The following is a 14,471-nucleotide window of genomic DNA, read 5'->3' on the forward strand; positions in this document are numbered from 1 at the left end:
GGGCTCCACCGCCCCGCAAAGCCCCGGGCCCGGGTCAGCTCTCCACGCGCAGCGGCGGCTCCGTCAGGCCCCGGGCCCTCGGCAGCAGCACCGTCCGCAGGGCGACCCCGGGGGACAGCAGACGGGACGGGCCCGCCGCGAGATAGGTGACGTCACGGAACGCCGCACCGACCACCGGGTCGATCGCGGCACGGTCCGCCAGCCGCCCGAAGTACCAGCTCCGCAGCCGCTCGGCAGCCCCGGGCGGTGTGGTGTCCGCGTCCGCGGCGTACGGGCGGTCCGCGCCGACGGCGGTCAGCCAGGCGGTGTCGCTCGCCCGGGCCACGGCGCGCTGTGCCGTGGCCGCGAAACCGGGCCGCAGACCCGACTCGGCCAGGCAGCGGCGCAGGGCCAGCCCGCTGAGGGCCGCCACCGCCATGCCCTGACCGTAGATCGGGTTGAAGGTGCAGGCGGCGTCCGAGACCGCGAGAAACCCCTCGGGCAGCGCGCCCGGGGCGTCGTAGTGGCGGCGGCGGTTGGAGGTGTCGCGGAACCCGTACGGCGGGGACACCGGCTCACAGGTCCGCAGATGCTCGTACAGCGTCGGCTCGCCCAGGGACTTGACGAAGCCGAGCACCTCCGAGCCCTCGGTCGGCGGATGCTGGCCGCGCACCCCCGAGAGCGTCAGCAGCCAGTTGCCGCCCTCGACCGGCGACCATGCCGCGCCGCGCGGACAGTCCGGGCGCGGCTGGATGACCATCACCATGTCCAGTGGCTCGGCGGGCCGGAACATCTGGGTGCAGTAGCCGATCCCGGCGTCGACGACCTCCTCGCGCGGCGCCGGAGCGCCCAGTTCCGCCAGCCACTTGGGGGCGCGCGAGCCACGCCCCGAGGCATCGACGACCAGATCGGCGGGCAGCTCCCGGCCGGTGCGCCCGGCGTCGCGCGCCCGCACCCGTAGGCCGGTCACCCGGTCCGCGCCGCCGAGCAGCCCGATGGCCTCGGTGCCCTGGAGCACCTCCACCCGGGTCCCGGATCCCTCGGCCTCGGCCAGCACCCGCGCCCGTACGGTGGCGTCGAACAGCGCCCGGGTGCAGCTCGTCGTGGCGTGCCGGCCCTCGTGGAAGCGGCGCTGCCAGCCGTTGGGGGCCTTGGTGATCACATCGCGCGGTGCTTCCAGGCGATGCGCGCCCGCCGCCTCCAGCTCACCGTTCAGCCCGGGGAACAGCTCTTCCAGGGCTTGCCGTCCGCCGCTGAGGAAGACATGCAGATGGCGGCCCTGGGGCACGCCCTTGCGGAAGGCGGGCTGCTCCGGGTAGCGGTCGCGCTCCACCAGGGTGACCGTGTCGACGTGGCCGAGGAGCGCCCCCGCGGCCAGTGTGCCCGCGAGCCCTCCGCCCACCACCACCGCGTCGCCCTTGCCCATCTGCCCGCCCTCCCGCCGACCGTGATCATTGACGGCCCAAGCCTGGTGCCCCGGGCCTGGGCCGTCAACCACGTACGGTTACGGGACGACCACGATCTTCCGGCCCTGTCCCGCCTTGAACTGGTCGAGCGCCTGGGGGTACTCCTCCAGCGGCAGCCGGTGGCTGATGAAGATCTTCGGGTCCAGCACCCCGGTCGCGAACAGCCCGGCGGCACGCTCATAGCTGTGCAGCACGGCCATGGAGCCGGTGATGGTGATCTCCTGGTTGTAGATCTTGTACGGCTCGATGGTGGCCCGCGTCGCGTAGTCGGAGACACCGAACTGCAGGAACGTTCCGGCCTTGGCCACCCGGCCCAGGCCGTCCTGAATGGCGGCCTGGTTGCCGGTGGCGTCGATGACCACGTCCCAGCCGCGCGGCTGCTCCAGCTCGTCCGCCGAGGCGGCGGACCGGGTGCAGCCGAGGGTGCCGGCGGTGGCCAGTCGCTCGGAGTTGACGTCGAGCATGTCCACGCTGGCGGCGCCGGTGCGCTTGGCCAGCTCCAGCATCATCAGCCCCATGGTGCCGGAGCCGTAGATGAGCACCTCGGCGCCCAGGTTGCCGTTGAGCACGTCATAGCCGCGCACCGCGCAGGACAGCGGCTCGATCAGGGCCGCGTCGGCCACGTCCACATGCTCGGGCAGCTTGACGCAGTTGGCCACCGGGGCCACCGCGAACTCGGCGGCCCCACCGGCGACGCTGACCCCGATCGCGTTCCAGTTGTCGCACAGATTGCCCCGGCCGATTCGGCAGTAACGGCACTCGTGGCAGTGCAGGGAGGGGTCCACCGCGACCCGGTCGCCCACCTCCAGCTCGGTGACACCGCTGCCGATGCCCACGACCACACCGGCGAACTCGTGCCCGGGGACGATCGGCAGCGTGGGCGCGAACTCGCCCTGCAGAATGTGCAGATCGGTGCCGCACAGCCCGCAGGCCGCCACGTCCACCACGACCTCACGGGGGCCCGGGGTGGGGTCCGCGACGGTGGCGACGGTGACCTTGCCCGGGGCTTCGATGACTGCGGCCCTCATTTGACTGCTCCTAGCGACAGGCCCTGGACCAGCTTGTCCTGGGCGGCGAAACCGGCGGCGAGCACCGGCAGAGAAATGACCATCGACGCCGCGCACACCTTGGCCAGGAACAGCCCTTGGCTGGTGACGAACGTGGTCAGGAACGCCGGGGCGGTCTGGGCGACCACACCGGTGAGCACTTGGGCGAAGAGCATCTCGTTCCAGCTGAAGATGAAGCAGATCAGCGAGGTGGCGGCGATGCCCGGGCCCGCGATCGGGGCGACGACCCGCCACAGGATGGTGGGCAGCCGCGCCCCGTCCATCTGGGCGGCCTCGATGATCGACACCGGGATGTCGGCGAGGAAGGACTGCATCATCCACACCGCGATCGGCAGGTTCATCGAGGTGTAGAGGATCACCAACAACCAGACGTTGTCCAGGAAGTTGATGTCCCTCGCGAACAGGAACACCGGCAGCAGTCCGGCCACCACCGGCAGCATCTTGGTGGACAGGAAGAAGAACATCACATCCGTCCACTTGCGCACCGGCCGGATCGACAGCGCGAACGCCGCCGGAAGCGCCAGCACCAGCACGAAGCAGGTGGAGAAGAGTGAGGTGCCCACCGAGTTGAGCAGCGCGGGCCAGGGGCTCGCCCCGCCGCCCACGCCGAAGAAGTCCTTGTATCCGTCGAGGGTCAGCGGGGCGGCCAGCGACGGCGGGTTGGTGGCGGCGTCGGCCTCGGAGTGGAACGAGGTCAGCAGCATCCACAGCACGGGCAGGACGAAGACAATGCCGATGAACCAGGCCAGTACGCCGAGCGCGGCACCGCGCCGCTTGGCCCGGCGGGTGGCTTCCGGAACGGATGTGATGGGCACCGGGGTGCTCACGGCGGTCATGCGCGGGACGCCTCCTCACGGAAGAGGGACGACACCACGCGCAGCGCGAAGGTGGCGATGATGATCGTGCCGATCACCACCACGACCCCCGCGGCCGATGCCAGCCCGTACTCGTGGGCGTTGTAGAAGGTTTCGTAAATGGTGTACGGCAGGTTGGCGGTGTCCAGGCCACCACGGGTCATGGTGAAGACGGCGTCGAAGTTCTGCACGATGTAGATGGATCCGAGCAGGGTGCCGAGCTCCAGATAGCGGCGCAGATGGGGAAGCGTCAGGAAGCGGAAGATCTGCCAGTTGCCCGCCCCGTCCAGCCGGGCCGCCTCGATCATGTCCAGCGGGCGGCTCTGCAGCCCGGCCAGCAGGATGAGCATCATGAACGGCGTCCACTGCCAGATCAGCGACGCCTCCACCGCGATCAGCGGCGTATCGGTCAGCCACTCCGGCTGGGGCCCGCCCAGCCAGTTGAGCACGCCGTTGAACAGGCCGTACTCGGGGTTGTACAGCGCGTGCTTCCACAGCAGCGCCGAGGCCACCGGGACCAGCAGGAACGGTGCGATGAGCATGGTGCGGACCAGGCCCCGGCCGCGGAACTTGCGGTCCAGCAGCAGCGCGAGCAGCAACCCCAGCACCACGCTGACGATCACCACGGAGGCGGTCAGCAGCACGGTGGTGACGATGGACTCGCGCAGCGCGTCGTCGCTGAGCACCGTCTTGTAGTTCTCCAGCCCCGCGAACGCGCGGCGGTCGGGCCGGAACGAGTTCCAGTCGAAGAGCGAGATCACCAGCGTGGCCACGAACGGAAGCTGGGTGACCACGATCAGAAAGATCAGTGCGGGCAGCAGCGGCGCCCGGGTGGCCCACTCCCGGGCCCGGTTCCGCTGCGCCACGGGGCGCCGTGCGGAGGTGGGCGCCGCGGTCGGTGGCCGCTCGCCGCTTACGGATACTGCCGTCGTCGGATTACTCATCGGTACTCCTCGCCGACCTTCTCGGCCAGCTGCTGCGACTTCTTCAATGCCGACTCGACCGATTGCTTTCCGGCGATGGCGGCGCTGATCTCCTGGGCGACCTTGGTGCCCAGATCGGCGAATTCGGGGATATCGACGAACTGGATGCCGATGGTCGGCCGGGGCTGCACTCCCGGATCACGCGGCTTGGCGGCGAGGATCGCCTTGCGGGTCTCCTCGGAGAAGGAGCCGGCGGTGTCGCGGTAGTCCGGATTGGCATAGGTGGACGACCGCTTGCCCGCGGGTACGTTGGCATAGCCGAAGTTCTTGCCGACCAGGTCCTCGTACTTCTTGCTGGATGCCCAGGAGATGAACTTCCACGCGTCGTCGGGGTGGCGCGTCGCCTTCTGGACGCCCCAGGCCCAGGTGTAGAGCCAGCCCGAGCTGTCGGTCTTCTCCACCGGCGCCTGGACATAGCCGATCTTGCCCTTGACCGGGGACTTGGCGGCCTCCAGCGACCCGGCGGCCGAGGTGGCGTCGTACCACATGGCGCTCTTGCCCTGGGTGAGGTTGTTCAGGCACTCGGCGAAGCCCGACTGGGCCGCACCGGCCTCACCGTGCTTGCGCACCAGGTCGACATAGAACTTGGTCGCCTTGGTGAACTCGGGCGAGTCCAGTTGCGCCTTCCAGTCCTTGGTGAACCAGGTGCCGCCGAAGGTGTTGACCACCGTGGTCAGCGGGGCCATCAGCTCACCCCAGCCGGGCAGTCCGCGCAGGCAGATGCCGTTCATGCCCTTACGCGCACCGTCGACCTTGGACGCGATGTCCGCGACCTGCTGCCAGGTGGGCCGCTCGGGCATCTTCAGATGCTTCTCGGCGAGGACGTCCTTGCGGTACATCAGGAACGACGACTCGCCGTAGAAGGGCTCGGCGTAGAGCTTGCCGTCCTCGGCGGTCAGCGACTGCCGCATCGAGGGGAGGACGTCCTTCTGATCGAATGCCTTGTCCTTGGCGGCGTAACCGTCGAGCGGCATCAGCCAGCCGTTCTTCGCGTAGAAGGGCACCTCGAAATTGCTGATGGTGGCCACGTCGTACTGGCGCGCCTGATTGGCGAAGTCCTGGCTGATCTTGTCGCGGACCTCGTTCTCGGGCATCATCGTGAAATTGACCGTGATGCCCGTTTCCTTGGTGAAATATTTCTTGGTGAGCTTCTGCAAGTCCACCATCTGCGGGTTGTTCACCATCAGAACGCGGATGGTCTTGTCGCCTGAGCTGCCGCCCCCCATACCGGCGCAACCGGTCAGGAGTGCGCCCGCGGTCAGGGCCACCACCGGTATCCGGGCAGCACGAAGAGTCAGGACTGGCATAACGGGTCCAATCGAAGGGACGTGGGAAAGGTGAAAACAGCGGAGGAAGGGCGTCAGACCCTGACGATCTGGGGGCCCAGCAGCGAATAGCGATGTGCCTCGGTCAGCGGTAGACCGGTGTCGGTCACGATCGTTTCGAAGTCCGAGACATCTGCGAACCGGCAGAAGCTGACGGCTCCGAATTTGGTGTGCACCCCGGAGAAGATCTTCCGCCGGGACACCCGCACCACCTGCGCCTTGACCTCGCTGACCGCCGGATCCGGGGTGGTCAGGCCGTACTGGCGGGAGATGCCGTTGGCGCCGATGAACGCCAGGTCGATGACGAAGCCCGAGAGCATATGGGTCGCCCAGTGGTCGACGGTGGCCATCGTGCCGCCGCGCACCCGGCCGCCGAGGAGCAGCACGGTGGTGTTGTCACGGGTGGCGAGGCCGGTGGCGGTCGCGAGGGAAGCGGTGATCACGGTGAGCGGCCGGTCCCGGGGCAGGGCCTCCGCGATCAGCTGCGGGGTGAATCCCTCGTCGATGAAGACCGTCTCGGCATCGCCCAGCAGATCGGCGGCCGCGCTCGCGATCCGCGACTTCTCCGGCACATGCATGGTGGTGCGGAAGGCCAGGGTGGTCTCGAAACCGGCGCTCTCCACGGGGTAGGCGCCGCCATGGGTGCGCCGCACCAGTCCGTGCTGTTCCAGAACCCGCAGATCGCGGCGGACCGTCTCCTTGGACACCCCGAGGTCGGCGGCGAGCTTGCCCACATCGACGACGCCGGCACGGCGAGCCGTGTCGAGGATCTCCCGACGGCGTTCCTCGGCGTCCACGCCGCACCTCCTGCCTTGTCTTTCGGCTTGCGTGGCAGTTTTACAAGCGTGCAACAGGAGTGGCCAGCCTTGGCACCGCAGAGATCCTGACTGTATGCGCCCGTTTCACAACCGTTATCTCAGCAGGTCAGGGCCGATGAGGCAACGGACGGTGAGGAACCCGGATGCCTGATTGTCCCCCCGGTGGGCCCGATTCTCGCCCGTTTGCCGAAAGAGGGCGTGAACGGAGCCCGACCGGGCGCTTCCAGATACTGGGGAATGTCCGAACGGACATGTGCTATGAGCGGGCGAGCGCCCCGGAGGCATCGAGAATCCGGCCCGCGACCTTGACCGAGTCCACCAAGGGGTGGAGCGCCAGGGCCCGCAGGGCCGCGCCACGGGCGATGCCCGAATCGCTGCCCGCTTCGGTCGTGGCCGCCTCGATGGCCGAGCGCTCCACGGCCTTGAGCGACAGCATCAGGCCGAGCTGATCCGGCGCCACCGCGCCGGTCGCCAGCGGCCGCGCCCCGCCCGCGTCCACCAGGCAGGGGACCTCCACCACGGCGTCCTCGTCCAGCCCGGGGACCGCCGTGCGGTTGCGCACGTTGAGGATCAGCGTGGCGCGCTCATCGCGGGCGATGGCCCGCATGATGGCGAGCGCGATCCGGTCGTAGCCGCCGCCGTCCAGATCGCAGGTGTCGCGCTCCCAGCCGCCGGTGGCCTCGCGGCTCTCGGCCATATACGTGGCCTCGCGCTCCAGCCGGGTGCGCTCCCACGCCGTGAGCGCCCCGGGCGCGCCGGAGCCCGCCGTCTCGTAGAACCGGGCCTGCTGGTCGCGGAGGAACTCCCCACGGGTGGCGGGGGATTGGCGGATCGAGGCCACCGCCTCCCGGTTGAAGTAGTAGTAGTGCAGATACTCGTTGGGCAGTGCGCCGAGCGCCCGCAGCCACTCGGCGCCGAAGAGCTTGCCCTCCTCGAACGACTCCAGGGCGGCGGTGTCGCCGAGCAGCTGGGGCAGCCGGTCCCGGCCGTCCACCACCACCCGCCGCAGCCAGCCCAGATGGTTGAGGCCCACATAGTCGTAGACGGCCCGGTCCGGATCGGCCCCGACCGCCCGCGCGGCGCGGCGGCACAGGCCGACCGGGGAGTCGCAGATACCGATCACCCGGTCGCCGAGCACCCGCTGCATCGCCTCGGTGACCATGCCCGCGGGATTGGTGAAGTTGATGACCCACGCGTCCGGGGCCACGGTGGCGATCCGCTCCGCGATCCGCAGCGCCACCGGGAGGGTGCGCAGCCCGTAGAGCACCCCGCCCGCGCCCACCGTCTCCTGCCCCAATACCCCTTCGGCGAGCGGAATCCGCTCATCCTTCGCCCGGCCTTCCAGGCCGCCCACGCGGATGGCAGAGAAGACGAAGTCGGCGCCGCGCAGCGCCTCGTCCAGATCGGTGGTGGCCCGGACCGCGGGGGCGGTGGGGCGGCCCTGGGCCTGTTCGGCCAGGACCGCGCGGATCGCGTCCAGCCGGTGCGGGTCGGTGTCGTACAGCACCAGCTCGGTGCAGCGCCCGGCCTCGTCCCCGGTGTCATCGAGCAGGGCCCGGTACACCAGGGGCATACGGAACCCGCCGCCGCCCAGCACAGTCAGCCTCATACGGTCACTACCTCCACATCGGCCTCGCGGAATACGGCGAGCGTCGCCGGGTCGGATGTCTTGTTGGTGATCAGGGTGTCGATCCGCTCCGGTCCGCAGATCCGGGCGAGGCCGGTGTCACCGGGGAACTTCCCCGCGGTGGCGAGCAGCACCACCTCCCGGGTCGCGCCGAGCATGGCCCGTTTGACCGGCACCTCCACATGGGTGCTGTCCAGCACGCTGCCGTCGGGAAGCACCCCGCTCGCGCCGAGGAAGAGCCGGCCGACCCGTAGCTGGCGGAGGTTGGACTCGGTGAGAAAGCCGACCAGGGAGCGGTAGTTGGATCGCACCTGCCCGCCCAGCAGGATCAGGGTCACCTTCGGGTCGTCGCGCAGCTCGTCGTAGACCGCGAGATTGCTGGTCACCACGGTGACCGGACGGCCGCGCAGCAGCTTGGCGAGCTGGAGGGTGGTGGTGCCGATGTCCAGCAGCAGCACATCGCCGTCCGCGACCAGCTGGGCGGCGGCGCGGGCGACGGCCTCCTTGTCGGCCAGGTCGTCGACCGCCACCTCGCCGAACGGGCGCTCCTCGTCCTCGGTGGGTGCCGCCACCGCGCCGCCGTAGACCCGGGTGAGCCGGCCCGCCCGGCCCAGCTCGGTGAGGTCCCGGCGGGCGGTGGCCTCGCTGATGCCCAGACGCGTGGCGATCTCCCCGATGGGCAGCACGCCCTCCTCGCCGAGGATGCTCAGCAGCTTCTCGTGGCGGGTCTCTCGCAGCATGGTGGCAACGTACTCCAGATGAGCGAGTGTGCGCGACTCTGATCGACCTCTTGCATTCGTTTCGGGTGAGGTGCAAGGTGTCGCTCACACCACATCGGCGCGAACACGCCATGCCGCACAAGGAAAGGCACGTCGGTGAGCACCACGGCCGCAACACCCGATCCGATCCAGCCGATCCAGCCGATCGACCCGCTCGCGGCGCTGCGCGCCTCCGCGGACCCCGAGCACGACGTCTACCTCACCGGCACCGTGTTCCTGGACATCATCTTCACCGGGCTCGACCACGCCCCCGTCCGCGGCACCGAGTCCTGGGCGCGCGGCATGGGATCGAGCCCCGGCGGCATCGCCAACATGGCCACCGCCCTGGCCCGGCTGGGACTGCACACCACGCTCGCCGCCGCCTTCGGCACAGATGTCTACGGCGACTACTGCTGGGAGAGCCTCGCCCTCGGCGAGGGGGTGGACCTCACCCACTCCCGGCGCGTCCCCGGCTGGCACTCCCCGGTCACCGTCTCCATGGCGTACGAGGGCGAGCGCACCATGGTCACCCATGAGCACCCGGCCCCGCCGCCCGCCGCCCAGGGCGCGCCGCCCCGCTCCCGCGCCTGTGTGACCGCCTTCGAACCGGGGCGCCGGGAGGACTGGGTGCGCCAGGCGCACGCCCAGGGCAGCAAGATCTTCGCCGATGTCGGCTGGGACGAATCCGGCCGCTGGGACCTCGCCGCGCTCCCCGATCTGCCCTACGCCCACGCCTTCCTGCCCAACGCGGCCGAGGCCCAGCGCTACACCCGCACCGACAGCCCCGAGCGGGCGGTGCGCGCCCTGGCGGAGCGGGTGCCGATCGCGGTCGTCACCCGGGGCGCCGACGGCGCCGTGGCCATCGACTCGCTCACCGGGGAGAGCGCCGAGGTGCCCGGGCTGCCCGTGGACGCGCTGGATCCGACCGGGGCGGGCGACGTCTTCGTGGCCGGATTCATGACCGGAACGCTCGCGGGCTGGCCGCTCGCCGACCGGCTCGCCTTCGCCAACCTCACCGCCGCCCTCTCCGTCCAGCACTTCGGCGGCTCCCTGGCCGCGCCCGGCTGGTCGGAGGTGGCCGCCTGGTGGAACCGCGCGCGGCGGTCGGCCGGCGGCGGGGCGGACGCGGCCGAACTCGCCCGCCGCTACGCCTTCCTGGGCGAGCTGATCCCGGACCGGGTGCGCGACTGTCCACGGCTACGGGCCCTGCCCACCATCGGCTTCCGGGTGCATGACAGTGCCCAACGGTCCTGACACTCCTGACCACCGCATCGAGGAGAACCCCATGGAACTGGCCCGTACCCGGGCGCGCCGGCCGCGTGGCAGAGCCGTCCCGGCCGCGCTCGCCGTCGGCGTCGTCCTGCTCGCCGCGGGGTGTGTCCCCGGCACCGACGGCTCGGGGGCCGCCGGTGCCGGGACCGGCGCGGCCACCGCGATACCCGATCCGGCCAAGGCCGGAAAGACCACGCTGACCGTGTGGGACCAGGAGATACGCGGCGGGACCAACGGCGAGATACAGCAGCTGAACCGGGAGTTCGAGAAGAAGTACCCCAACGTGCGGATCAAGCGGGTCGCCCGGAGCTTCACCGATCTGAAGACCACCCTGAAGCTGGCCGTCTCCGGCAACAATCCGCCCGATGTCATCCAGGCCAACCAGGGCTACCCGGACATGGTGGCCTTCGTCCGGGCCGGGCTGCTCGCCCCGCTCGACAACTACGCCGGGATCTATGACTGGAACACCCGCTACCCCGGCACCCTACTGGGCCTCAACCGGGTCTCCGCCGACGGCAACGACTTCGGCAGGGGGCGGCTCTACGGCATCTCCCAGACCGGCGAGTACATCGGCCTCTACTACAACAAGGACCTGCTGCGGCGGGCCGGACTCCAACCCCCGCGCACCTGGGGCGAGTTCACCGACGGCCTGGCCCGGCTCAAGGACCGCGGCGAGCTGCCGGTCCAGTTCGGCAACCTCGACAAGTACCCGGCCATCCACACCTTCGGGGTGCTGCAGGACCAGCTCGGCGCCGCCGACGCCCGCGACACCGTCCTCGGCCGCGGTGACGGCTTCGACAACGCCGCCACCAAGGGCGCCGCGGCGACCCTCGCCGACTGGATGAAGCGCGGCTATCTGCCGGGCGGCGCCAACGGCCTCGGCTACGACGACGCGGCCAAGAAATTCGCCTCCGGCGACGGCGCGTATCTGCTGACCGGCACCTGGCAGCTGGCCGACCTCAAGAAGTCCATGGGCGGCAAGCTGGGCATCATGCCGCCCCCGCCCGCCAAGGCCGGCGGCGATCCCGTCACCACCGGCGGCCAGGGCCTCGCCTGGTCCATCACCTCCCGCTCCCGCCACCCCGAGGTGGCCGCCGCCTATCTGGACTTCCTCACCGACGCGCACGCCGCCGACGTCATGACCCGGCACGGAGTGCTGCCCGCCGTACCGGCCGAGGCCGCGACCAAGGTGAGCCCGGACAGCGCCGACGGCCAGATGATCGCCGGGTGGAAGCGGCTGAGCGCCGCCGACGGACTCGTCCCGTACCTGGACTACTCCACGCCCAGCTTCTACGACACGCTCTCGGCCGCCCTCCAGGGTGTGATCAGCCGCAAGACCTCCCCGGACACCTTCGCCGCGACCCTGCAGAAGGACTACGGCACGTTCATGAAGAAGCAGCGCGAGCAGCACAAGGCCACGCCCGCACCGGCGGGGACCCGATGAAGGCCACCGCTCTGACCAGGGCCTACCGCCGCCGGGCGCCCGGAGAGCCGCGCGCCATCGGCTATGTGTACATCCTGCCCGCGCTGATCGTGTACGCCGCCTTCCTGCTCTACCCCTTCGGGCAGTCGGTGTGGCTGTCGTTCGTCCACTGGGACGGGCTGACCGTCGCCACCCCCGCCGGATTCGACAACTACCGCGCGCTGTTCACCGATGCGAGCCTGCGCGCCCCCTTCCTCCACGCGCTGCTGCTGCTCGTCTTCTACGCGGCCCTGCCGGTGGCCATCGGGCTGCTGCTGGCCGCCCTGATGTCCCGGGCCCGGATCCGGGGGATGACCTTCTTCCGTACGGTCCTGTTCCTGCCGCAGGTCCTGGCGCTGATCGTGGTCGGCGTGGCCTGGCGCTCGATCCTCGCCCCCGACGGGCTGCTCAACGACGCCCTCCGCGCGGTCGGCCTCGGCGGCCTCGCCCGCCCCTGGCTCGGCGACTACACCTGGGCGCTGCCCGCCGTCGGCGTCGTCGGCACCTGGGTCGGCACCGGGCTGTGCATGGTCCTCTTCCTCGCCGGGGCCCAGCGCATCCCGCGCGAGCTGTACGAGGCGGCGCGGATGGACGGCGCCGGGCCGCTGCGCGAATTCCTCACCGTCACCCTGCCCGGCCTGCGACCGCAGATCGCGGTGGCGCTGACCCTGACCATCGTGGCGGGGCTGCGCAACTTCGACCTGATCTACATCACCACCAGCGGCGGCCCCGGAAACGCCACCTCCGTACCCGCCTACGAGGTCTACCACCGGGCCTTCGAGACCAACCAGGTCGGCTCGGCCGCCGCCGTCGGCGTGGCCCTCACTGTCCTGATCTTCGTCCTGACCGTCACCGTCTCCCGGCTCGTGGAAGGGCGGCGGGCATGACGACACGCCTGGAACGCACCGTCACCTACGGCATCCTCGCCCTGTTCACCGTCATCGCGCTCACCCCCGTGATCGGCATCCTCTCCACGGCCTTCGCCTCGCAGAACTCCCTGGACACCGGCTTCTCGCTGCCTAAGGGCGGTCTGCACTGGAGCAACTTCGCCGACGCCTGGAGCCGTGGCCACTTCGGCACCTATCTGGGGAACTCGGTCCTGGTCACCGCGGTCGTGGTGGCCGCCACCACGGTGCTGGCCGTCCTCGCCGCCTACGCCTTCGGGGTGATGCGCTTCCCCGGCTCCACGGTGCTGTTCCACCTCTTCGTGATCGGGCTGACCCTGCCCCAGGAGGCGCTGGTCGTCCCGCTCTACTTCGATCTGCGCTACGCCGAACTCACCGACAGCTACTGGGCGTTGATCCTGCCGCAGACCGCGCAGTCGCTGGCCTTCGGGGTCTTCTGGATGCGCACGTACTTCCGTGGCAGCGCACGGTCGGTGATCGAGGCGGCCCGGATCGACGGGGCGAACACCTGGACCACGCTGTGGCGCGTCCTGGTCCCGATGGGCCGCCCGGCGATCTCCACCATGGTCGTGATCACCTTCATGTGGACCTGGAACGAGTTCCTGATGGCCCTGGTGATGGTCAGCGACGAGGCCCATCGCACGGTCCCCCTCGGCCTCGCCTTCTTCCAGGGCCAGCACAGCTCCGACGCGGCGCTCCTCGCGGCGGCCTCGGTGCTCATCGCCCTGCCGGTGGTCGTGGTGTACGTGGCGCTGCAGCGCCGGTTCATCGAGGGCATGCTCGGCGGGGCGGTGAAGGAGTGAACCCGGCGGGCGCCGGCTTCACCGCGCGGGGCGGCGCTGACCGGGCGACCGCCGCGGGCCACGGCGCGGGCGAAGACCGCCGCGTCGTGCACCGCCGCCCCACCCGTGTCGTTGTTGAAGTACGCGTAGACCCGCGCCTCGGCCGGCCAGGTCTCCCGGATCCGCCGCGCCCAGGTGTCCAGCGCCTGGCGCCCGTAGTGCGGGGACGGCCGGGCCAGGCCGCCGTGGAAGCGCACATACCCCCACCCGGTGGTCCGCCACAGCGGGGCGACCGGGCGGGAGCCGGAGTCGGCCCAGCACAGCGCGGCCGCGCGGCGCTCCAGCACCGCGCGGATCTCCTCGGTCCACCAGGAGGTGTGCCGCGGTTCGACGGCCACCCGCGTCCCCAAGGGGAAGCAGCGCAGGCAGCGGTCCAGCAGCTCGCCGTCGGCCCGCAGGGTGGGCGGCAACTGCAGCAGCACGGGGCCCAGCCGGTCGCCGAGCCCGGCCGCATGGGACATCAGCCGCGCCACCGGCTCCTCCGGATCGCGCAGCCGTTTGATGTGGGTGAGATACCGGCTCGCCTTCAGCGCCATCACAAAGCCCTCGGGGAGGCGCTCCCGCCAGGTGGCGAACTGGTCGTACGACGGCAGCCGGTAGAAGGCGTTGTTGCTCTCCACCGTGTCGAAGGCGTGGGTGTACTCCTCGAGCCACAACCGCTGCGGACAGCCCTCCGGGTAGAGATCGCCGCGCCAGTCCCGGTACTGCCATCCCGAGGTGCCGACCAGGACGGTCATGCCTCGCCCGGATGCCAGGGCGGCCACTGCCCGGGCCGGTCCTCCCAGTGGACCTGGGCCGGGTCGTCGAGGTCGATATCGGGGAAGACCTGCCGGACGCGCGGTTCGAACTCCTCCGGTTCGAGTGGTTCGCAGCCCAGGCCGCGCAGCCGCACCCGCCGGTAGCGGCTGTCGGTGTCGAATGACTCGACGAAGACGGGGTATCCGGACTCGCCCGGGCCTGTGGCGTTCTCCATACCTCCAGGGTGCCGGAGTCCGCGGCATTCGCGAGCCCAGGGCATCGGCCGGGGGCCGCCGGTTTGCGGACGGGCACATCGTCGGCTTGATTCGTAACCGTCGGCTTGCTTCGCAGAAGAGCCCTGAGCAGCGGGGGTGA

13 protein-coding genes and 1 pseudogene are annotated in these 14,471 nt (G+C 70.5%); 4 read left to right on the forward strand and 10 right to left on the reverse strand.

Annotated elements, in window-relative coordinates; all coding sequences use genetic code 11:
- Positions 1-34: 34 nt before the first annotated feature.
- The 8 genes from BLV72_RS33250 to BLV72_RS33285 form a co-directional block, all read right to left on the reverse strand.
- Entirely contained in the window at positions 35-1,405 is a 1,371-nt protein-coding gene (locus tag BLV72_RS33250; RefSeq protein ID WP_093466997.1) for an NAD(P)/FAD-dependent oxidoreductase, read from the reverse strand.
- Positions 1,406-1,483: 78 nt separating this feature from the next.
- Complete coding sequence (locus tag BLV72_RS33255) at positions 1,484-2,473, reverse strand: zinc-dependent alcohol dehydrogenase family protein (protein ID WP_059146081.1); 990 nt, start codon at positions 2,471-2,473, stop codon at positions 1,484-1,486.
- The gene (locus BLV72_RS33260) at positions 2,470-3,348 is read right to left on the reverse strand and encodes a carbohydrate ABC transporter permease (RefSeq protein WP_078639161.1); all 879 of its coding nucleotides are present in this window, start codon (positions 3,346-3,348) and stop codon (positions 2,470-2,472) included. Before BLV72_RS33260 ends, BLV72_RS33255 begins: the two co-directional genes overlap by 4 nt.
- The gene (locus BLV72_RS33265) at positions 3,345-4,310 is read right to left on the reverse strand and encodes a carbohydrate ABC transporter permease (RefSeq protein WP_093466999.1); all 966 of its coding nucleotides are present in this window, start codon (positions 4,308-4,310) and stop codon (positions 3,345-3,347) included. The genes BLV72_RS33260 and BLV72_RS33265 overlap by 4 nt, the downstream gene beginning before the upstream one ends.
- Positions 4,307-5,656: an ABC transporter substrate-binding protein gene (locus BLV72_RS33270; protein ID WP_093467000.1), complete on the reverse strand. Its 1,350-nt coding sequence runs from the start codon at positions 5,654-5,656 to the stop codon at positions 4,307-4,309. Before BLV72_RS33270 ends, BLV72_RS33265 begins: the two co-directional genes overlap by 4 nt.
- Positions 5,657-5,709: 53 nt before the next feature.
- On the reverse strand, positions 5,710-6,471 hold the full coding sequence (locus BLV72_RS33275; protein WP_093467002.1) for a DeoR/GlpR family DNA-binding transcription regulator: 762 nt from the start codon (positions 6,469-6,471) through the stop codon (positions 5,710-5,712).
- A 277-nt stretch (positions 6,472-6,748) separates the two neighbouring features.
- On the reverse strand, positions 6,749-8,101 hold the full coding sequence (locus BLV72_RS33280; protein ID WP_093467003.1) for a 6-phospho-beta-glucosidase: 1,353 nt from the start codon (positions 8,099-8,101) through the stop codon (positions 6,749-6,751).
- Positions 8,098-8,859 carry a DeoR/GlpR family DNA-binding transcription regulator gene (locus tag BLV72_RS33285; RefSeq protein ID WP_093467005.1) on the reverse strand — a complete coding sequence of 254 codons (762 nt, stop codon included), beginning with the start codon at positions 8,857-8,859 and terminating at the stop codon, positions 8,098-8,100. The genes BLV72_RS33280 and BLV72_RS33285 overlap by 4 nt, the downstream gene beginning before the upstream one ends.
- A 135-nt stretch (positions 8,860-8,994) precedes the next feature.
- Here BLV72_RS33285 and BLV72_RS33290 point away from each other — a divergent pair, with 135 nt between their 5' ends.
- The 4 genes from BLV72_RS33290 to BLV72_RS33305 are packed head-to-tail and all read left to right on the forward strand — an operon-like array spanning position 8,995 to position 13,319.
- Positions 8,995-10,131, forward strand: a complete 1,137-nt coding sequence (locus BLV72_RS33290; RefSeq protein WP_208905808.1) for a carbohydrate kinase family protein — start codon at positions 8,995-8,997, stop codon at positions 10,129-10,131.
- Between the two features lie 31 nt (positions 10,132-10,162).
- Positions 10,163-11,593, forward strand: coding sequence for an extracellular solute-binding protein (locus tag BLV72_RS33295; protein ID WP_093467006.1), 1,431 nt, complete (start codon positions 10,163-10,165; stop codon positions 11,591-11,593).
- The gene (locus BLV72_RS33300; protein ID WP_093467008.1) at positions 11,590-12,498 is read left to right on the forward strand and encodes a carbohydrate ABC transporter permease; all 909 of its coding nucleotides are present in this window, start codon (positions 11,590-11,592) and stop codon (positions 12,496-12,498) included. Before BLV72_RS33295 ends, BLV72_RS33300 begins: the two co-directional genes overlap by 4 nt.
- Positions 12,495-13,319 carry a carbohydrate ABC transporter permease gene (locus BLV72_RS33305; RefSeq protein ID WP_093467009.1) on the forward strand — a complete coding sequence of 275 codons (825 nt, stop codon included), beginning with the start codon at positions 12,495-12,497 and terminating at the stop codon, positions 13,317-13,319. Before BLV72_RS33300 ends, BLV72_RS33305 begins: the two co-directional genes overlap by 4 nt.
- A 26-nt stretch (positions 13,320-13,345) precedes the next feature.
- Here BLV72_RS33305 and BLV72_RS33310 read toward each other — a convergent pair.
- Together BLV72_RS33310 and BLV72_RS33315 are read right to left on the reverse strand one after the other, a co-directional pair.
- Positions 13,346-14,095 (reverse strand): annotated as a pseudogene (locus tag BLV72_RS33310) (DUF72 domain-containing protein); the annotation flags it as partial.
- Positions 14,092-14,331 (reverse strand): hypothetical protein, encoded by a 240-nt coding sequence (locus BLV72_RS33315; RefSeq protein ID WP_093467011.1) that lies wholly within the window; start codon positions 14,329-14,331, stop codon positions 14,092-14,094. The pseudogene BLV72_RS33310 and the gene BLV72_RS33315, both read right to left, overlap by 4 nt.
- Positions 14,332-14,471: the final 140 nt, after the last annotated feature.

Source organism: Streptomyces melanosporofaciens (assembly GCF_900105695.1).
Classification (GTDB): Bacteria; Actinomycetota; Actinomycetes; order Streptomycetales; family Streptomycetaceae; genus Streptomyces; species Streptomyces antimycoticus.